Source organism: Luteimonas sp. MC1828 (genome assembly GCF_016461615.1).
Lineage (GTDB): Bacteria > Pseudomonadota > Gammaproteobacteria > Xanthomonadales > Xanthomonadaceae > Luteimonas.
In genome coordinates, this window is the sequence record NZ_JAEMNY010000002.1 from 25459 (window position 1) to 43505 (window position 18047).

At 68.9% G+C, this 18047-nt stretch carries 17 protein-coding genes; 7 read left to right on the forward strand and 10 right to left on the reverse strand.

All coding sequences use genetic code 11. The features are described 5' to 3' along the window. Positions 1 to 48 precede the first annotated feature (48 nt). The 3 genes from cls (at position 49) to JHB91_RS09960 (ending at position 2701) form a co-directional block, all read left to right on the forward strand. Positions 49 to 1494: a cardiolipin synthase gene (gene cls / locus JHB91_RS09950; RefSeq protein WP_199472750.1), complete on the forward strand. Its 1446-nt coding sequence runs from the start codon at positions 49 to 51 to the stop codon at positions 1492 to 1494. Between the two features lie 106 nt (positions 1495 to 1600). Continuing rightward, entirely contained in the window at positions 1601 to 1879 is a 279-nt protein-coding gene (locus JHB91_RS09955) for a hypothetical protein (protein ID WP_199374242.1), read from the forward strand. A gap of 66 nt (positions 1880 to 1945) precedes the next feature. After that, positions 1946 to 2701, forward strand: a complete 756-nt coding sequence (locus JHB91_RS09960) for a pyridoxine 5'-phosphate synthase (RefSeq protein WP_199472751.1) — start codon at positions 1946 to 1948, stop codon at positions 2699 to 2701. A 92-nt stretch (positions 2702 to 2793) separates the two neighbouring features. Here JHB91_RS09960 and JHB91_RS09965 read toward each other — a convergent pair whose 3' ends face one another. From JHB91_RS09965 to dnaA, 10 genes are all read right to left on the reverse strand, one after another. Beyond that, positions 2794 to 3207 carry a biopolymer transporter ExbD gene (locus JHB91_RS09965; RefSeq protein ID WP_182824002.1) on the reverse strand — a complete coding sequence of 138 codons (414 nt, stop codon included), beginning with the start codon at positions 3205 to 3207 and terminating at the stop codon, positions 2794 to 2796. Between the two features lie 15 nt (positions 3208 to 3222). After that, a complete protein-coding gene (locus JHB91_RS09970; protein ID WP_199374238.1) occupies positions 3223 to 3648 on the reverse strand; it encodes a biopolymer transporter ExbD in 426 nt (141 codons plus the stop codon). 26 nt (positions 3649 to 3674) lie between these two features. Further along, positions 3675 to 4421 carry a MotA/TolQ/ExbB proton channel family protein gene (locus JHB91_RS09975; protein ID WP_182824005.1) on the reverse strand — a complete coding sequence of 249 codons (747 nt, stop codon included), beginning with the start codon at positions 4419 to 4421 and terminating at the stop codon, positions 3675 to 3677. A 100-nt stretch (positions 4422 to 4521) separates the two neighbouring features. Next, on the reverse strand, positions 4522 to 5187 hold the full coding sequence (locus JHB91_RS09980; RefSeq protein ID WP_199374236.1) for an energy transducer TonB: 666 nt from the start codon (positions 5185 to 5187) through the stop codon (positions 4522 to 4524). A 141-nt stretch (positions 5188 to 5328) separates the two neighbouring features. Next, complete coding sequence (locus tag JHB91_RS09985; RefSeq protein WP_199472752.1) at positions 5329 to 6516, reverse strand: tetratricopeptide repeat protein; 1188 nt, start codon at positions 6514 to 6516, stop codon at positions 5329 to 5331. Between the two features lie 124 nt (positions 6517 to 6640). Next, the gene (locus tag JHB91_RS09990) at positions 6641 to 7462 is read right to left on the reverse strand and encodes a M48 family metallopeptidase (protein ID WP_199472753.1); all 822 of its coding nucleotides are present in this window, start codon (positions 7460 to 7462) and stop codon (positions 6641 to 6643) included. An 80-nt stretch (positions 7463 to 7542) separates the two neighbouring features. Continuing rightward, the gene (gyrB, locus tag JHB91_RS09995) at positions 7543 to 9990 is read right to left on the reverse strand and encodes a DNA topoisomerase (ATP-hydrolyzing) subunit B (RefSeq protein WP_199374231.1); all 2448 of its coding nucleotides are present in this window, start codon (positions 9988 to 9990) and stop codon (positions 7543 to 7545) included. A 172-nt stretch (positions 9991 to 10162) separates the two neighbouring features. Then, positions 10163 to 11251, reverse strand: coding sequence for a DNA replication/repair protein RecF (gene recF / locus JHB91_RS10000; protein ID WP_199472754.1), 1089 nt, complete (start codon positions 11249 to 11251; stop codon positions 10163 to 10165). Between the two features lie 70 nt (positions 11252 to 11321). After that, the gene (dnaN, locus tag JHB91_RS10005) at positions 11322 to 12422 is read right to left on the reverse strand and encodes a DNA polymerase III subunit beta (protein ID WP_199472755.1); all 1101 of its coding nucleotides are present in this window, start codon (positions 12420 to 12422) and stop codon (positions 11322 to 11324) included. Between the two features lie 258 nt (positions 12423 to 12680). After that, positions 12681 to 14000, reverse strand: coding sequence for a chromosomal replication initiator protein DnaA (gene dnaA / locus JHB91_RS10010; protein ID WP_199472756.1), 1320 nt, complete (start codon positions 13998 to 14000; stop codon positions 12681 to 12683). Positions 14001 to 14221: 221 nt separating this feature from the next. On the opposite strand from dnaA, the gene rpmH reads away from it, so the two are divergent. The 4 genes from rpmH to mnmE are packed head-to-tail and all read left to right on the forward strand — an operon-like array spanning position 14222 to position 17953. After that, positions 14222 to 14362 (forward strand): 50S ribosomal protein L34, encoded by a 141-nt coding sequence (rpmH, locus tag JHB91_RS10015; RefSeq protein WP_182824021.1) that lies wholly within the window; start codon positions 14222 to 14224, stop codon positions 14360 to 14362. Positions 14363 to 14409: 47 nt separating this feature from the next. Further along, positions 14410 to 14826, forward strand: coding sequence for a ribonuclease P protein component (gene rnpA, locus JHB91_RS10020; RefSeq protein ID WP_199472757.1), 417 nt, complete (start codon positions 14410 to 14412; stop codon positions 14824 to 14826). 13 nt (positions 14827 to 14839) lie between these two features. Next, complete coding sequence (yidC, locus tag JHB91_RS10025; protein WP_199472758.1) at positions 14840 to 16585, forward strand: membrane protein insertase YidC; 1746 nt, start codon at positions 14840 to 14842, stop codon at positions 16583 to 16585. A gap of 24 nt (positions 16586 to 16609) precedes the next feature. Further along, a complete protein-coding gene (gene mnmE / locus JHB91_RS10030; RefSeq protein ID WP_199472759.1) occupies positions 16610 to 17953 on the forward strand; it encodes a tRNA uridine-5-carboxymethylaminomethyl(34) synthesis GTPase MnmE in 1344 nt (447 codons plus the stop codon). The last annotated feature ends 94 nt before the right edge of the window (positions 17954 to 18047 follow it).

Consider the following 18047-nt stretch of genomic DNA (forward strand, 5'->3'; position numbering starts at 1 on the left):
TCGCTAGCCTGATGCGCGGGCGCCACTGCGGCGCAACGGGGGCATGCGATGTTCGACTGGTTGCGGGACGCGTGGCAGGCGCTGCTGGCCATTCCGCATCTCGGCGTGTATCTGGCCGTGGCCTGGCTGGCGTACCTGCTGGTGCTGGGTGGCTGGATCATCCTGCAGAAGCGCGAACCCGTGGCCACGCTGAGCTGGCTGCTGGGCCTGGCGCTGCTGCCCTACATCGGCCTGCTGGTCTACCACGTGTTCGGACCGCAGCGGATCCACCGCCATCGACTGCGCCGCGCGCGCAGCCGGGGCCGATTCAAGGCGGACGACGTCGACGCCGGCCACGTCGATGGCGTGGAGCTGGCGCGCCTGTCGCAGGCCACCACCGGCCTGCCGCTTTCATCCGCGCGCAGCGTGCGCCTGCTGGTCGACGGCGCCGCGAAGTACCAGGCGTTGCTGGCCGACATCGCCGAGGCGCGGCACCACGTGCACCTCGAGTACTACATCTACGAACCGGACCAGACCGGAGCGGCGCTGCGCGACGCGCTCGTCGAGCGTGCGCGTGCCGGCGTTGCCGTGCGCCTGCTGGTCGATGCGGTGGGCTCCGGCGGCGCGCGACGGTTCTTCAAGCCGCTGCTCGACGCGGGCGGCGAAGTGGCGTGGTTCCATCCGATGCGCCTGGGCCAGTTCTGGCACCGGCCCTGGGCCAACCTGCGCACGCACCGCAAGATCGTGGTGATCGACGGCCGCGTCGCCTACACCGGCGGCATGAACGTGGCCGATGCCCAGGACGAGCGCCTTGGCGACCATGCCTATCGCGACCTGCACCTGCGCCTGGAAGGCGACGTGGTGCGCGTGCTGCAGCTGGTGTTCGCGGAGGACTGGACCTATGCCACAGGCCGCCGTGATTTCCTGTCCGATGTCGCGCGTGAAACCCCGCGCGAGTCGGAACCCGGGCCGATCCGCGCGCAGGTGCTCACCTCGGGTCCCGACTCGCCCTGGGAGGCGATCCACCGCCTGCATGTGTCCACCATCCACGCCGCGCGCAAGCGGGTGTGGATGACCACGCCGTACTTCGTGCCCGGCGAGGCGGCGATGATGGCCCTGAGTTCCGCCGCCATGGCCGGCCTGGATGTGCGCCTGCTGGTGCCGCGCGACAGCGACTCGAAACTGGTCACCCTGGCTGCGCGCTCGTACTTCGGCGCACTGCTGCTGGCCGGAGTGAAGGTGCATGAGTACGGCCCGCGCATGCTGCACAGCAAGACCCTGCTGGTCGACGATGACCTGGCGATCATCGGCAGCGCCAACTTCGACCATCGCAGCTTCCGGCTGAACTTCGAGGTCTCGGTGCTGTTCGACGACGCCGGTATCGCCGGCGAACTGGCCACCCTGATCGAAGGCGAGATGGCCAGTGCGCCCCGCGTGCACCGCGGGCGGCCGCGTTCGCTGCTGGGTGCGCGCATGCCCGAAGCGCTGGCGCGCCTGATGTCGCCGCTGCTGTGATGCCGCGACCGGCGGCGGCACGGGCCGCCCGGACGGCGCGCCTCGGCGGTGGTCGCGACGCCGGCTGCGGTTAGACTTCGGCCATTGTCCCTGGCGGAGCCGATCCATGCCCTGGTTGTTCCTGCTGCTGGCCGTGGCCGCGTTCGCCGTGGCACTCAACACCGCGTCGATGGCGCTGGCCGTGGTCTGCCTGCTTGCCGCGCTCGGCCTGGTGGTCGCCTGGGTGCTGGGCCTGCTGGCACAGCGCGTGGGCAACCAGTCCCGCGACGACAGCATGATGCTCGACCCGGTCGAGCTGCGCCGCCTGCGTGAAGAGGCTGACGCACGGCGTGCGGCGGCCGCGCAGGCGCAGGCGGGCGACGCGCCGGAATCAACCGGCGCCTGACCGCCGCGGTAGACGTTGCGCGCGCATGGCGGGACGGTATCGCGCCCGCCGGGTATCCTGCCGCGCATGACCGTGCTCAGCGTGAACCTCAACAAGGTCGCCGTACTGCGAAACTCGCGCGGCGGTGACCAGCCCGACATCCTGCGCGCCGCGCGCGCCTGCCTCGACGCGGGTGCCCATGGCCTGACCCTGCATCCGCGCCCCGATGCGCGCCACGCGCGCAGCGCCGACGTGATGGCACTCGCCGCCCTGGCGGGCGAGCGCCGCGTCGAGCTCAACCTCGAGGGCAATCCGTTCGCGGCGCCGCGACCCGGCTATCCCGGTTTCCTCGCGCTGTGCCGGGAGGCCCGCCCTGCGCAGGCGACCCTGGTGCCCGACGACGACGGGCAGGTGACGTCGGACCACGGCTTCGACTTCGCACGCGACGGCCTGCGCCTGCGCCCGCTGGTCGTCGAACTGAAGGCACTCGGCTGCCGCGTCAGCCTGTTTGCCGATGCCGGCTGCGATGTCGATGCGGCCGCGGCCACAGGCGCCGACCGGATCGAGCTGTACACCGGTCCGTTTGCCGAGGCCCACGCCGCCGGCGACGCCGCGGCGCAACTGGCTGGCTGTGCCGACACCGCGCGGCGCGCGCAGGCCGCCGGACTCGGCGTGAATGCCGGCCACGACCTCAGCCAGGACAACCTGGGTGATTTCCTGGCGGCAGTACCTGCGGTCCAGGAGGTGTCGATTGGCCACGCGCTGATCGGCGAGGCATTGCATGACGGGCTGGCGACGACCGTCGCGCGATACCTCGCGATCCTGGACGCCGCCGGCGCCTGACATAAAAACGCCGCCCTTGCGGGCGGCGCGAAGACAGCAAGCGTCTCTCCCGTCCGGCGCGCTGCAGGCGACGCCGGGGGGCCTTGCGTATTTCAGTTCCTGACGAACCCGATCTTCAGCATCTGCGCGTTCTTGGCCTCGGCCAGCACCTTGGCCAGCGTGCCGTAGTCCGCGTCCTCGTTGACGTCGATCTCAAGCGTCGGCTGGTTGGACGGATCGCGCTCCACTTCGGCCTGCATCATGTTGCGCAGGGCCGAGGTCGGCGTCGGGCTGTCGTTCCAGTACACCTGGCCCGACGCGTCGATCCGCAGGCGGATCGGCGGCGGCGGATCCACCGGGTTCACCGGCGGATTCAACGACGGCTGCGGCAGGTCGATGTCGATCGGATACGACAGCTGCGGCGCGGTGACCATGAAGATGATGAGCAGCACCAGCATCACGTCGCAGAGCGGAATGATGTTGATGTCGGCCATCGGGCCGTCACCGGAATTTGACGAAAAAGCCATGGTGCGAACTCCGGATCAGTTGCTTTCGCGGGTGGCGACGAAGCCGACCTTGCGCATGCCCTGGGCCTGCGCGATGCCGACGACCTGCTTCACCACGCCGTACTTCGTGGTCTTGTCGCCGCGGACATTGACCGGCGGCTGTGGGGTCTTCTGTGCCTCGACCGACAGTGCGCTTTCGAGCAGCTGCAGGGTGACCGGCTGGTCGTTGAGGAAGATCTCGCCGTCTTCGGTGACCGCGATGGTGATCGGCGGAGCCGGCGGTGCCGTCTCCGGCCGCTCATCCAGGTTCGCCTGGGGCAGCTCGACCTGGACCTTGTGGGCCATGAGTGGTGCCGTGACCATGAAGATGATCAACAGCACCAGCATCACGTCGACCAGCGGCACGATGTTGATCGTGGCGTTGACCTTGTCATGGCCACGACCGCTTGAACTGTAAGCCATGTCGGGACTCCCTCAGTACCTGGCGATCAGCGCTTCTGCTCGCCGACGCGCGAGCCGGTGGCGAAGAAGTCGTGCAGGTCATGCGCAAACGTGTCGAGCTTGTTGTTCGTCGAGCGGTTCAGGCGCACGAAGAAGTTGTAGCCAAGCACGGCCGGGATGGCCACGCCCAGGCCCAGCGCGGTCATGATCAGCGCCTCGCCGACCGGACCGGCAACCGCGCCGATGTCGGCCTGGCCGCTGGCGCCGATGCGGATCAGGGCGCGGTAGATGCCCCACACGGTGCCGAGCAGGCCGACGAACGGCGCGGTCGAACCGACGGTGGCGAGCACGGTCAGGCCGGCTTCGAGCTTCAGCGATTCGCGGGTCACGCCCTGGCGCAGCGCGCGGTCGACGAACTCGGAGCGGTTGAGCGACTCGACGAGGCGCGAACCTTCGTGGCGCTGGTGGTGCGCGGCGGCCAGGGCGGCGTCAAGCGCGACCTTGGAGAAGGGCTCGCTCTTGCGCTGCTCTTCCATGTGGCGGATCGCGTCCTGCGCGTTCGGGGTTTCCCAGAACGACTGGATCACGTTGTCCGAGCTCGCACGCAGGCGCGCGTTCTTGATGGCGTTGAAGATGATCCAGTAGATGGACATGGCCGACATGACGACCAGGGTGATGAGCACCACCCAGCCGACTGCGTCCATATGCTGGACCATGTCCGCGAAACCCATCTGCTGGAGCGCAGCGGCGTTGCTGCCGCCGGAGGCCGGGATGTTCGAAGTTTCCTGCAGCATGACGCTTACCTTCTAGATGTTGTGATTTGGATAGTTTGAAACGGGTATAGCCGGTGCAGCGATATAACAGCGTGAGGCGAGGCGGTGGCCGCGACCCGGGTCAGAGCACGAAATCAACCGGGACGCGCACGCGCCCTGCGGTGGCGACGCCGTTGACGACCTCAGGGTTGAAGCGCCACTTGCGCGCAGCCTCCACCGCGGCGCGGTCCAGGTCGCGATTGCGGCTGGATTTCTCGACCGACACGTTGGTGACGTTGCCGTTGGCATCGACATCGACGATCAGGATCACCTGGCCGGTGACGCCGGCACGCAGGGCGGCCGGGGGGTACTTCGGCGGATTCATGCTCTTGGACGACGGGTCGACGCTCGCGCCGATGCTCGGCGTGGGCGCGGGCGGCGCGGGCGGCGCCGGCGGCGGGGCCGCGACGTCCATCGGCGACGGGTCGTCGAAGATCACCGGCGGCTGCTCGGGCGGCGGCGGCAGCGGCGACGGCGACGGCGGCACCAGCTCCTTGATGGGCTTGGGCTCCGGCGGCTGTTCCGGCGGCGGCGGCGGCGGCGGGGGCGGCGGCGGCGGTTCGATGATCACCACGCGCGTGACCTCTTCCTCATCCGCTGCGGCGCCGGGCGGGTTGACAGGCGCCAGCAGCAGCAGGACCGCGGCAGCGTGCAGCGCGACAACCATGGTGAAACCGGTGATACGTGCCCAGTTCAGGCCCTCGTCCTGGTCGTCGTTCCGGTTCGAGGTCGTGGAGGGTTGCGTCATGCGGGGAACTCAAGTCTGGCCGGGCGGGAAGCGCCCCGAATATTGTCGTATCCGCGCCGCTGGTTCGGCGCGGGAATTTCCAAGCTTATACCAATCGTGGCGGCTAGTACCAACCTTGCCGAACCACAATCGAGGACGCGCTCAGCGCTTGAGGAGCGCGCGCGCCTCGTCAGGCCGCTTGATGCCCTTGTCCAGCGCCTTCTGCGCGGCATCCTTGGATTCGGCGCTGCGGCCTTCATTGGCCAGCACCTTCGCGAGATTGAGCCAGGTCTCGCCATCAGGTGCGAGTGGCGCGGCCTTCTGGTAAGCCTTGATCGACTCGTCGTACTGCTCGCTGAAATAGTACGCCTGCGCCAGCGCGTTGTACGTCTGGTGGTCGGGCTTGAGGATCTGCTTGTCCAGGCCCTCGGTGATCACCGCGGCGGCCTCGCGCTCCTTGCCCTCGCTGTTGAGGTACAGCGCCATCAGGTTGCGGTAGTCGCGCTCCTCGGTGAGTTCGCCGGCCTTGCGCAGGCGCTCGTAGACTTCCAGCGCCCGCGGGATGTCGTCTGACTGCAGGTAGATGTTGGCGAGGTTGAGCTGTGCACGCTTGTCGCCCGGTGCCTTGGCGGCGATCTCCTCGGCAAGGCGCGCAGCCTCTGCCGAGCGGCCCGACTCGGCGTAGGACGCCATCAGCAGCTGCACCCAGTCGGGCCGTGCCTCCGGGTTGCCCTCCACCACCGGCTTCAGCGCCGCGATCGCCTCGTCGAAGCGTTCGAGCCGGTACAGCGAATTGCCGCGGATCACCTGGTAGGTGGGATCGGTGGTCTTGGTTTCGGCAATCAGGCGGTCGAGCGTCGCGAGGGCTCCGGCATAGTCGTCGTCCTGCAGCTGCAGCTGGGCCAACGTCACCATTGATCCGTAGTGGTCGTTGTTCTTCAGGCCGTTCAGTTCGATCGCCTTGCGCAGGTAGTCCTTGGAGCGCTCGGCGTCGGTGTCCAGGTACAGGTCGGCCATCAGGCGCATCGTGATGGCCCGCTCGTAGGCATTGGCCTTTTCGTTGGCGAGGATCTCGTCGGCGATCACCTGCGCGGCGGCGACATCACCTGCCTGCTGGGCGTCGGAGAGCTTGTTGAGGCGCGGCCCGATCCGCTGCGAGGCGGCCAGCGTGGGTTCCTGGCGAGTGGCGCCCGGGAACAGGTTCGCCGGCTCCTCGGCCGTCGCCTTCGCGGCCTCGGCGCGCGCACGACGATCATTGGCGCGCTGGGCGTTGGCATCACCAACGGTCATCACCAGCAGGGCAGCGGCGATCGCCGTGGTCAGCAGGCGGCTGGAATTGGAAACGGACATCGGGGACACCTTTCAGGTTGCGGCAGCCATGTAGGGCAGGCGCCTTGCGAGCTTCAATCGGGTCGCAAAAACTAACAGAAGAAGATGACGGCCGCGAGCGTCCGCATGTCCAATATGAACACGCTCAACCGCATGCCGGGCGCCGGCCGGCACTGCGGGCCTGCTCCCAGGTGGGCACCAGCCCGACGGCCCGCGCCTGCAGCTCTCCGATGCGGGCGCTGGGATCCGGATGGGTGGACAGCCACTGCGGCGCGCGGCCACCGCCACTGGCCGCCATCATGTTCTGCCACAGGTTGACCGCCTGGCGCGGGTCGAAGCCGGCCTTGGCCATCAGCTGCTGGCCGACGACGTCGGCCTCGCTTTCCTGCACCCGCGAACCGGGCAGCAGGAACGCGGTCTGCAGCGCGGCGCCGCCGAGCTGGTTGGTGGTCTGGCTGGCGCCCTCGCCGTAGCGCGAACCGAGCACCGCGCCGACCACACCCAGGCCGGCCTGCGCGCCCATCTGCCGGGTGATGCGTTCGTCATGGTGGTTGGCGACCACATGCCCCACCTCATGCGCAATCACGGCCGCCAGCTGGTCCTGGGTCCGGGCGACGGTGAAGATGCCGGTGTACACGCCGACCTTGCCGCCCGGGAGCGCGAAGGCGTTGGGATTGGCATCCACGAACACCGCCGACTCCCAGCCGATGCGCTGCTGGTCAGCCGGCAGCTCGCGCACGATGGCGTTGACCACGCAGCTGACGTAACGCGTCTGCGCGGCGTCGGTGGACTGCCGGTGCTGCGCCTTCTGCTCGGCGAAGGCCTGCGCGCCCAGCGCATCGAGCTGATCCTGGGAGACGGCGCCGACGTACTGGGTACGCCCGGTCGGCGAGGTCGTGGTGGCGCACGCCGCCGCCAGGCAGGCGATGGCGACAGCGGTAGCGGCAGAGATCGGCGAGGTCCGCATGGGGAGTTCCTTGAATGGGTCAAGCGGTTGTAGACCGCGCAACCTGAAGGCGGCGTCAACTCCCCTGCAGGCAGGCGGGGTCACACGTCGAGATTGGTCACGCGCAGCGCGTTGTCCTCGATGAACGCCCGCCTGGGCTCGACCACGTCGCCCATCAGGGTGCTCAGGATCTGGTCGGCAGCGACCGCGTCCTCGATGCGCACCTGCAGCAGGCGACGGGTCTCCGGGTTGACCGTGGTTTCCCACAGCTGTTCCGGGTTCATTTCGCCGAGGCCCTTGAAGCGCTGGATCTGACGGCCCTTCTTGGCCTCGTCGAGCAGCCAGGCCTGCGCCTGGGCGAAGCTCGAGACCGCCTGGGTGCGGTTGCCGCGCACGATCTGCGCACCGTCGCGCACCAGGCCGTTGAGCAGCGCCGCGGCATCGCGCAGGGCGCGCAGTTCGCCGCCCTCGAAGGCGGAGAACGGCAGCACCTGCACGGTTTCCAGGCCCATGTGCCGGCGCCGGACCAGCAGCGCGGCCGGATGCTCGCCTTCGCCCGCCTGAAACTCCAGCGCGTAGCGCGGCTGGCCCAGGCCACCCCGGTTCAACCGGGCCTCGAGCACGTCGAGTTCGTGGCGCTCGTCGGTGTTCTCCGCCAGGCGCGCGGCGTCGAGCGGGGTGTAGTCGATCAGCGCTTCGAGCACGTTGGGATCGTAGCGGTGGGTGTTGCGGACGATGGTCTCGCGCGCGCCGGCAAAGGCCAACAGCAGCTTCTCCAGGGCCATGCCTTCGATCGCCGGCTCGCCGGTGGCCGGGACCAGGGAGGCGCCTTCCACGGCGTTGCCGGCGAGGTAGGCGTCGAGCGCCGCGTCATCCTTCAGGTACAGCTCGGTCTTGCCCTGCTTGATCTTGTACAGCGGCGGCAGGCCGATGTAGACGTGGCCGCGCTCGATCAGTTCCGGCATCTGCCGGTAGAAGAAGGTCAGCAGCAGGGTGCGGATGTGCGAGCCGTCGACGTCGGCGTCGGTCATCAGGATGATGCGGTGGTAGCGCAGCTTGTCGGGGTTGTATTCGTCCTTGCCGATGCCGGTGCCGAGCGCGGTGATCAGCGTGCCGACCTCGGCCGACGCCAGCATGCGGTCGAAGCGCGCGCGCTCGACGTTGAGGATCTTGCCCTTCAGCGGCAGGATCGCCTGGGTCTTGCGGTTGCGGCCCTGCTTGGCGGAGCCGCCGGCCGAGTCACCCTCGACGATGAACAGTTCGCTGAGCGCGGGATCCTTCTCCTGGCAGTCGGCGAGCTTGCCCGGCAGGCCGGCGATGTCCAGCGCGCCCTTGCGGCGGGTCAGGTCGCGCGCCTTGCGCGCGGCCTCGCGGGCGCGGGCGGCGTCGACGATCTTGCCGGCGATCGCCTTGGCCTCGGACGGGTTTTCCTGCAGGAATTCCTCGAGCTTGGCGCCAAACGTGTGCTCGACCACCGGGCGCACGTCGGAGCTGACCAGCTTTTCCTTGGTCTGCGACGAGAAGCTCGGATCCGGCACCTTCACCGACAGCACCGCGATCATGCCTTCGCGCATGTCGTCGCCGGACAGGCTCACCTTGGCCTGCCTGGCGATGCCGTTCTGCTCGATGTAGTTGGTCAGCGTGCGCGTGAGCGCGGCGCGGAAGCCGATCAGGTGGGTACCGCCATCCTTCTGCGGGATGTTGTTGGTGAAGCAGAACATCGTTTCCTGGTAGCTGTCGGTCCACTGCAGGGCCACGTCGACCGTGATGCCGTTTTCCTCGCCGGTGACCGAGATCACCTTGGGGTGCAGCGGCGTCTTGAGCTGCGCCAGGTGCTCGACGAAGGAGCGAATGCCGCCCTCGTACTCGAACACGTCGCGGCGCGGCTCGCCGCGCTCGTCGGCCAGGGTGATCTTGACGCCGGAGTTGAGGAACGACAGCTCACGCAGCCGGCGCGCGAGGATCTCGTAGTGGAATTCGACGTCGCTGAAAATCTCGACCGCGGGGCGGAAGCGCAGCAGCGTGCCGCGGCGCTCGGTGGCCTCCATCTGCTTGAGCCGGTACAGCGGCTCGCCCAGCGAATACTCCTGGCGGTAATGGAAACCGTCGCGCCAGATATCCAGGCCGAGGTGCTCGGACAATGCGTTCACCACCGAGACGCCCACGCCATGCAGGCCGCCGGACACCTTGTAGCTGTTGTCGTCGAACTTACCGCCGGCATGCAGCACGGTCATGATGACTTCGGCCGCCGACACGCCCTCTTCCTTGTGGATGTCCACCGGAATACCGCGACCGTTGTCGGACACCGACACCGAGCGGTCTTCATGGATGGTCACCACGATGTCGTCGGCGTGGCCGGCCAGCGCCTCGTCGATCGCGTTGTCGACCACCTCGAACACCATGTGGTGCAGGCCGGTGCCGTCGTGGACGTCACCGATATACATGCCTGGACGCTTGCGGACGGCCTCCAGCCCGCGCAGGACGGTGATCTTGCTGGAGTCGTAGCTGCTGTTGCCGCTATCGGGGGTGCTGTCGGTCTGGTCGGTCATCGAATGCTTCTGGCCCTTCGGGATACCCCACCCGTGCCTGCCGCTGCCATGCCGCGGCTGACACATTACTTATAGGGGTGTGAGACGGCCATTATACCAGTTTGCGGCGCTTGGCAAGGATGCGCGCAACCCTACCCCAGAGGGGCTCGCCGGGGCCCTCACCCCCCGCACCTCAAACGGCGCGCCGGACCTCACCATGTTCCACGTGGAACACGACACTCTGTGCAACGGGCAGGCTGGCCAGTTCGACGCCGGTGATGAACACCTGGGCCGGAGTCGCCTGCAACACCGACAGCACCCGCTGGCGGTGTTCGGCATCGAGCTCCGAGGCAAGGTCATCCAGGGCCACCACCGGCCAGCCGCCGCGCTCGAGGGCGCAGTCCGTCGCCTGGGCAAACAGGCAGGCCAGTGCCGCCAGCTTGGCCTGGCCGCGGGACAGCGTCTCCCGGTCGGGCTTCGACGCCAACTGCAGCCGCCAGTCCGCGCGGTGCGGGCCGACCGTGGTGTGGCCGAGGGCCCGATCGCGGTCTTGCGCGACGGCCAGCGCGTCGCTGAGCGACAGGCTGTTGCGGCGCCAGCCCGGATCGAACTCCAGCGTCATGCGCCCCAACCCGGGCGCTAGGTCCGCAGCCACCACAGCCAGGCGCTCCTGCAGGCGCTCCAGATAGACGACCCGGCGGCGCGTGAGTTCTTCACCGGCCGCGCCCAGCTCGAGATCCCAGGCGGCCAGCTGCGCCGGTCCGGCACCCGCCTTCAGCAGCGCATTGCGCTGCTTGAGCCCGCGCGAATAGCGGCGCCAGACCGGCAGGAAGTCCTGTTCCACGTGGAACAACCCCCAATCCACGAACCGTCGGCGCGGCTCGCCGCCTCCCGACACCAGCGCATGGCTGCCGGGCTCGAACGCCACCACCATGAACGCGGCACACAGTTCCCCGAGGTGCCCGACCTTCTCGCCATCCAGTCGCGCCTCCCAACTCGCGCCGGTATGGCGCAGCCCGGCCTTGCGCAAGCCTTCAGTTCCCGACGCATCTGATGCCCGCCATTCCGCAAAGACTTCGAGCGCGTCGGCGCCGGTGCGTACCAGCCCGTCCCGCACGCGGCCGCGAAAGCTGCGACCGTAGGCCATCAGGTGCAGTCCCTCCAGCACGCTGGTCTTGCCCGCACCGTTGGCCCCGACCAGCAGGTTCAGGCCCGGGCCGGGCTGCAGCGCGACGTCGCGCAGGTTGCGCAGGTTGCGCAGCTCGAGTCGGGTCAGGCGCATCCAGCCCACCCTGGAAAAGCAGAACGCCCGGACCAGGCCGGGCGTTCGTGTTCCACGTGGAACGTGTTGATCACAGCCGCAGCGGCATCACGACATGGCGGGAGCGCTCGTTGGCGGCCTCGCGCACCAGCGCCGACGAGTTGGCGTCGCGCAGCGCGATGACCACGGTCTCGTCGCGCAGCGCGCCCAGCGCGTCGAGCAGGTAGTTCACGTTGAAACCCACCGCCAGGCCGTCGACGCTGGTGTCGGCCTCGACTTCTTCCTGGGCTTCTTCCTGTTCCGGGTTGTGGGCGTTGATCTTCAGCTGGCCCGGCGACACTTCCAGGCGCACGCCGCGGTACTTCTCGTTGGAGAGGATGGCGGCACGCTGCAACGCGGCGCGCAGCACCTCGCGGTCGATGCGCACCTCGCGGTCGGCGCCAATCGGGATAACGGCCTCGTAATCCGGGAAACGGCCGTCGATCAGCTTGCTGGTGAAGGTGACATCGTCGCGCTTCACGCGGATGTGGTTGCGGCCCATCTCCAGCTCGAGCACGCGGTCGCCGCCCTCCAGCAGGCGCTGGAGCTCGGTCACGCCCTTGCGCGGCACGATGATCTGGCGCTTGGACTGCACGCTGTCTTCCAGCGCGGCTTCGCACAGCGCGAGGCGGTGGCCGTCGGTGGCCACGCAACGCAGGCGCTGGTCGGCGAGGTCGAACAGCAGGCCGTTGAGGTAGTAGCGAACGTCCTGCTGCGCCATCGCAAACGACGTGCGCTCGATGAGTTCCTTGAGCGCCGCCTCGGGGACATTGACGCGCTCGGTGGCCTCGACCTCGTCGATCGACGGGAAGTCGTTGGCCGGCAGGCTGGCCAGCGTGAAGCGGCTGCGACCCGCCTGCACGGTGACCTTGTCGCCGGACTGCGACACGGTGACCTTGCTGCCATCGGGGAGGGCGCGAACGATGTCGAACAGCTTGCGCGCCGGGATGGTGATCTCACCGTCCTGGGCGTCGTCGACTCCACAGCGCGCCACCATTTCGACCTCGAGGTCGGTACCGGTCAGCGACAGCTGGCTGCCGGTCACCACGACCAGCAGGTTGGCCAGGACGGGCAGGGTCTGGCGCCGCTCCACGACGTTGACGACCTGGGCCAAGGGCTTGAGGAAAGCTTCTCGCTGCAGACTGAAACGCATGCCGTGGTGTCCCCTTAGCCCTTAGCTCTTAAATAGGATAAATAACAAAAAGCGGTGGTGGTGGAGGCGGAAAAATCTGTTGAAAACCTACGTAATTATCTGATCTACAACATATTTCCGCCGCTACAACCCCAGTGTGAAACTCCGCCAGGTCTGCGGACAAGCTGTGGACAGTTTCCGGCCCCGTTTCAACATCGCAAACTATCCACAGCTTGTCCCCGGTCCGTACAGGCGTTCGCGGGGCGGTCCAGCAATGGCTTATTCGTTCAACTTGCGGATCAGCTTGTCCCAGTCCTCGCGCAGCTTTCCGTCCGTCTGCGCCAGGGTGCGGATCTGACGGCACGCGTGCAGGACCGTGGTGTGGTCTCGACCCGCGAACGCGTCGCCGATTTCGGGCAGGCTGTGCTCGGTGAGCTCCTTGGCCAGCGCCATCGCCATCTGGCGAGGGCGGGCCAGCGAACGCGTCCGCTTCTTGCCCAGCAAATCCTTCATCTGCAACGCATAGTAGTCTGCCACGGTCTTCTGGATGTTGGCGATGCTGACCGAGGCCTGCTGGGCGCGCAGAAGGTCGCGCAGGGTCTCCAGCGCGAACTCCTGGGTGATCGCCCGGCCGGTGAAATTGGCCTGCGCCGTCAGCGTATTCAGCGCGCCTTCCAGGTCACGCACGTTGGACGGCATCCGCTTGGCGAGCAGGAACGCCACGTCTTCGGGGATGTGGGTGCCGCGCTCGCGCGCCTTGGCCAGCACGATCGCCGCACGGGTCTCGAAATCGGGCGGGTCGATGCCCACCGGCAGGCCCCAGGCGAGGCGTGATTTCAGCCGCGGCTCGAGGCCCTCGACTTCGCGCGGGAACCGGTCGCAGGTCATGATGATCTGCTGGCGGCCTTCGAACAGCGCGTTGAAGGTGTGGAAGAACTCCTCCTGCGTGCGGTCCTTGCCGGCGAAGAACTGGATGTCGTCGATCAGCAGCGCGTCGAGCTGCTGGAACTGGCGCTTGAACTGGTCCGCGGTGCGTTCCTGCAGCGAGCGGAAGAACGCGCTGTAGAAGTCGTTGGAGCGCATGTACAGCACCCGCGCGCCGGGGTTGTTGCGGCGCATCTCGTTGCCGGCGGCGAACATCAGGTGGGTCTTGCCCAGGCCTGTGCCTCCGTACAGCAGCAGCGGGTTGTGGGCGCGGTCGCCGGGCTTCTGCGCGGCCTGCCACGCGGCGGCGCGGCCGAGCTGGTTGCTGCGGCCCTCGACGAAGTTCTCGAACGTGTAGTGGTTGTCGAGGTTGCCGTGGAACGCGAGGTCGGCGGCCGAGGCCGTCGGTGCCACGGCCGCGCGCGCAGGCTCCGCCGCCTTCGGCAGCGAGCCGATCTCGAGCGACACCTCGCCGCCGCCGCCGAAGTGGCCGAGCAGCTCGCGGATCCGCACCATGTAGCGGTCGCGCACCTCGTCACGCACGAAGGCGTTGGGTGCGTACAGCACCGTCGAGTCGGCGCGGCGCGCCGCCTGCAACGGCCGCAGCCAGGTTTGAACGTCTTCGGCCGGGAATTCGGCTTCCAGGCGTTCGAGGCAACGGGGCCAGGCTTCCATGTGTGCGTTCGACATACCGACGGCAGGGCCGCCGACACCGTGGGCGAACCACGTGCGGCGGGGGCGAAAGGGGAACGCGCAGCCTATCACCGCGCACCCGGCCATGTACGCCGCGCCGCCGTGGGGACGGGAGGCGGTGGCAAACCCGATTTGACCTGCGGCCATCGACGCGCCTAGAATCTCCGGTTCTTTCCGCCGCGTCAGCTAGAGCGACCGACACCATGGCCACCAAGCGCACCTTCCAACCCAGCAACCTCAAGCGCAAGCGCGACCACGGTTTCCGTGCCCGCATGGCGACTGCCGACGGCCGCAAGATCCTTGCCCGCCGCCGCGCCAAGGGCCGCGCGCGCCTCACGGCCTGACGCTGCCTGGCGGCCGCTTCCCGCTGGCCGCCAACCTTCCGCTTCGCATGAACCTCCGCTTGCCCCGCCAAGCGCGTGTACGCGTGCGTGCGGAATTCGACCGGGTTTTCCAGGACGGCCGCCGCACGGCGACGCCGCTTTTGGCCCTGCATGTCCTGCGTGATGGCGCGCCCGCGCGCCTGGGCCTTGCCGTGTCACGCAAGGTCGATCGTCGCGCGGTGGCGCGCAACCGCATCAAGCGCGCGCTGCGCGACGAATTCCGCCATGTCCGCGCTGCATTGCCGGACGCGGCGTTCGTCGTGGTCGTGCGCCACGGTGCCTCCAGTGCGGCGCCCGAAGCGCTGCGCGAAGCCTTCCGCGATGCGTTGCGCCGCGCCGGCGCGTTGCCCGCACCGGACGTGACCGGCACAATGCCCGCCGCCCCCCCTTCCGCCATCCCAGCGCCGCGTCCTGCCGGCCAATGAGCATTCCTGCCCGATGAACCAGACCCGCACCTTCCTGATCTTCGCCTGGCTGATGGTGGCGACCCTGTTGTGGATGGAGTGGGGCAAGGAGCAGCGCGCACCCGTTCCGGTGGCGGATACCGCTGCCGCGATCGCCGGTCCCGATGCCAGCATTCCCGGCGCGCCGGCCAGCGCAGCGGTTCCAGGCGCGGTGCCGGTGGCGCCCGCGGCGCCTGCCGTCGGAGCGATTCCCGGCATGGGCGCCACCCCGGCGGCGGCGGTCGATGGCCTGCTGCAGGTGCGCACCGACGTGCTCGACCTGGCGCTGCGCGGCGGCGTGGTCGCCCGCGTCGACCTGCTGCGTTTCCCGCAGACCCGCGACGACGGCAGCGCGCCGGTGCGCCTGTTCGATGACGCGCCGGCACGGTTCTTCGCCGCGCAGAGCGGCTGGGTCAGCCAGGGCAACGCCGCGCCGACGCACGAGGCCGGTTTCCAGCCGGAGTCGGCGCAGCAGCAGTACCAGCTGGCGGCGGGCAGCGACACGCTCGAGGTGCCGTTCGTGTGGCATGGGCCCGACGGAGTCAGCATCCGCCGCGTGTACGTGTTCACCCGTGGCAGCTATGCGATCGATGTGCGCGACACCGTCTACAACAAGAGCGATGCGCTGTGGCAGGGCCACGTCTACCGCCAGCTGATCCGCCTGCCGCTCGCGGTCAAGTCCGGCTGGACCAACCCGGAGTCCTTCAGCTTCAACGGTGCTACCTGGTTCAGCGCCGTCGACGGCTACAGCCGCCGCAAGTACGACGACTTCGTCGGCGACGGCCCGCTCAACCAGGTGCAGACCGGCGGCTGGCTGGCGATGCTGCAGCACCACTTCTTCAGCGCGTGGATCCCGCAGCCGACCGACGAGGTCACCGTGTCGCTGCAGTCCACGCCGGGTGCCGGCGGCGCGCCGCTGTACCTGGTCCGCGAAGTCGGCCCCGGCGTCAGCGTGGCGCCCGACGGCCAGGCCAGCACCAGCGCCCGTCTCTGGGTCGGCCCCAAGCTGGTCGGCCAGATCAAGGCGCAGGGCGTCCCCGGCCTGGACCGCGCGGTCGACTACAGCCGCTTCTCGATCTTCGCCTTCCTCGGCGAGGGCCTGTTCTGGATCCTCAACAAGCTGCACGGCCTGTTCCAGAACTGGGGCTGGTCGATCATCGGCCTGGTGATGCTGGTCAAGCTGGTGCTGTTCCCGCTGTCCAAGGCGCAGTACCAGTCGATGGCCAAGATGCGCAAGTTCCAGCCGCGCATCGCGCAGCTCAAGGAGCGCTACGGCGACGACAAGCAGAAGTTCCAGGTCGCCATGATGGAGCTCTACAAGAAAGAGAAGATCAATCCGGTCGGCGGCTGCCTGCCGGTGCTGCTGCAGATGCCGATCTTCCTCGCCCTGTACTGGGTGCTGCTGGAGTCGGTGGAGCTGCGCCACGCGCCGTGGATGCTGTGGATCCAGGACCTGACCGCGCGCGACCCGTACTTCATCCTGCCGGTGGTCAACATCGCGGTGATGTGGGCGACGCAGAAGCTGACGCCGATGGTCGGCATGGACCCGATGCAGCAGAAGATGATGCAGCTGATGCCGCTCGTGTTCGGCGTGTTCATGGTGTTCTTCCCGGCCGGCCTGGTGCTGTACTGGGTCACCAACGGCTCGCTCGGCCTGCTGCAGCAGTGGTGGCTGATCCGCCGCTATGCCGACAAGCCGGCCAAGCCCGGCGACACCGGGACGGCGGTCGCGAAGAAGTGATGCCGGCGGCCGGACCACGCGGCCATGCCTGACCGCGCCACCGACACCATCGTCGCCGTCGCCACCGCGCCCGGCGCCGGCGGCATCGGCATCGTGCGGCTGTCGGGTCCGGCGTCGTCCGCGATCGCGGCCACTCTCTGCGGGCGCAGGCTGCGCCCGCGCCATGCCCACCACGCGCGCTTCCGCGACGCCGCCGGCGAGGTGCTCGACGACGGCATCGCGCTGCTGTTCCCGGGTCCGGCCAGCTACACCGGCGAGGACGTCGCCGAACTGCAGGCGCACGGCAATCCGGCGCTGCTGCAGGCGCTGGTGGCGCGCTGCTGCGCACTGGGCGCGCGCATGGCACGGCCCGGCGAATTCACCGAGCGCGCGTTCCTCAACGGTCGCCTGGACCTGGCGCAGGCCGAGGCCGTCGCCGACCTGATCGCCGCCGGCGACATGCTTGCCGCGCGTGCGGCGCGGCGCGCGCTCGACGGCGCGTTCTCGCACCGGGTGGAGGCGCTGGCCGACGCGCTGGTCGCGATCCGGGTGCACGCCGAAGCCGCCATCGATTTCGCCGACGAGCCCCTCGATACCCTCGGTGGCGACCTGCTGGCGGCGCGCCTGGGCGAGGCCCGCGCCGCCCTTGCCGCGCTGCTCGCCGCCGCCGAACGCGGGCGGCGCCTGCGCGACGGCCTGCACGCGGTGATCGTCGGGCCGCCCAACGCCGGCAAGAGCTCGCTGCTGAACGCACTCGCGGGCAGCGAGCGCGCCATCGTCACCGACGTCGCGGGCACCACCCGCGACCTGCTGCGCGAATCGCTGCACATCGACGGCGCCGAGCTGCTCCTGGTCGACACCGCCGGCCTGCGCGAAGGCGGCGATGCAATCGAACGCGAGGGCATGCGCCGCGCGCACGACGAGCTGAAGCGCGCCGGGCTGGCGGTGGTGGTGCTGGATGCCCGTGACCCGGATGCCGGCCGTGCCGCGCTCGATATCGCCCTGGCCGGCGTTCCCGAAATCCTCTGGCTGCACAACAAGGCCGACCTGCTGCCCGCCGATGCCCCGGCCGCGGCACCGGGTGTGTTGCGCGTGTCGGCACGCTCCGGCGCGGGGCTGGACGCCCTGCACGCGCGCCTGCGCGCGGCGGTGCTGGGCGAGCCGGCCGCGGGCGAAGGCGAGTTCACCGCGCGCGCGCGCCATGTCGAAGCGCTGGCACGCGCGGCCGGCCACCTCGAGATCGCGGCGGACGCGCTTGCAACCGAAACCCTGGACCTGGCCGCCGAGGCGCTGCGTGCCGCGCATCGCGCGCTGGGCGAGGTCACCGGGCAGGTGGGCGCGGACGAACTACTCGGTCACATTTTTTCGCGCTTCTGCATCGGCAAGTAGCGCAGGCGGTGCCGACGGCGCCCGGGTGTTGACAAACGGCCGCGCCTGTCGCGTCCTACGCACACGTGCGCGCCCGCGCACCAAGGGGGAGTTG

Excerpts from the sequence above, each read along its gene's own strand:
- yidC (WP_199472758.1), top strand. The coding sequence starts at position 14,840 with ATGAACCAGACCCGCACCTTCCTGATCTTCGCCTGGCTGATGGTGGCG.
- recF (WP_199472754.1), bottom strand. The coding sequence starts at position 11,251 with ATGCGCCTGACCCGACTCGAGCTGCGCAACCTGCGCAACCTGCGCGAC.
- JHB91_RS09970 (WP_199374238.1), bottom strand. The coding sequence starts at position 3,648 with ATGGCTTACAGTTCAAGCGGTCGTGGCCATGACAAGGTCAACGCCACG.
- JHB91_RS09965 (WP_182824002.1), bottom strand. The coding sequence starts at position 3,207 with ATGGCTTTTTCGTCAAATTCCGGTGACGGCCCGATGGCCGACATCAAC.
- JHB91_RS09980 (WP_199374236.1), bottom strand. The coding sequence starts at position 5,187 with ATGACGCAACCCTCCACGACCTCGAACCGGAACGACGACCAGGACGAG.
- JHB91_RS09955 (WP_199374242.1), top strand. The coding sequence starts at position 1,601 with ATGCCCTGGTTGTTCCTGCTGCTGGCCGTGGCCGCGTTCGCCGTGGCA.
- JHB91_RS09985 (WP_199472752.1), bottom strand. The coding sequence starts at position 6,516 with ATGTCCGTTTCCAATTCCAGCCGCCTGCTGACCACGGCGATCGCCGCT.
- dnaN (WP_199472755.1), bottom strand. The coding sequence starts at position 12,422 with ATGCGTTTCAGTCTGCAGCGAGAAGCTTTCCTCAAGCCCTTGGCCCAG.
- JHB91_RS09990 (WP_199472753.1), bottom strand. The coding sequence starts at position 7,462 with ATGCGGACCTCGCCGATCTCTGCCGCTACCGCTGTCGCCATCGCCTGC.
- cls (WP_199472750.1), top strand. The coding sequence starts at position 49 with ATGTTCGACTGGTTGCGGGACGCGTGGCAGGCGCTGCTGGCCATTCCG.
- dnaA (WP_199472756.1), bottom strand. The coding sequence starts at position 14,000 with ATGGAAGCCTGGCCCCGTTGCCTCGAACGCCTGGAAGCCGAATTCCCG.
- JHB91_RS09960 (WP_199472751.1), top strand. The coding sequence starts at position 1,946 with ATGACCGTGCTCAGCGTGAACCTCAACAAGGTCGCCGTACTGCGAAAC.
- rnpA (WP_199472757.1), top strand. The coding sequence starts at position 14,410 with ATGAACCTCCGCTTGCCCCGCCAAGCGCGTGTACGCGTGCGTGCGGAA.
- gyrB (WP_199374231.1), bottom strand. The coding sequence starts at position 9,990 with ATGACCGACCAGACCGACAGCACCCCCGATAGCGGCAACAGCAGCTAC.
- rpmH (WP_182824021.1), top strand. The coding sequence starts at position 14,222 with ATGGCCACCAAGCGCACCTTCCAACCCAGCAACCTCAAGCGCAAGCGC.
- JHB91_RS09975 (WP_182824005.1), bottom strand. The coding sequence starts at position 4,421 with ATGCTGCAGGAAACTTCGAACATCCCGGCCTCCGGCGGCAGCAACGCC.
- mnmE (WP_199472759.1), top strand. The coding sequence starts at position 16,610 with ATGCCTGACCGCGCCACCGACACCATCGTCGCCGTCGCCACCGCGCCC.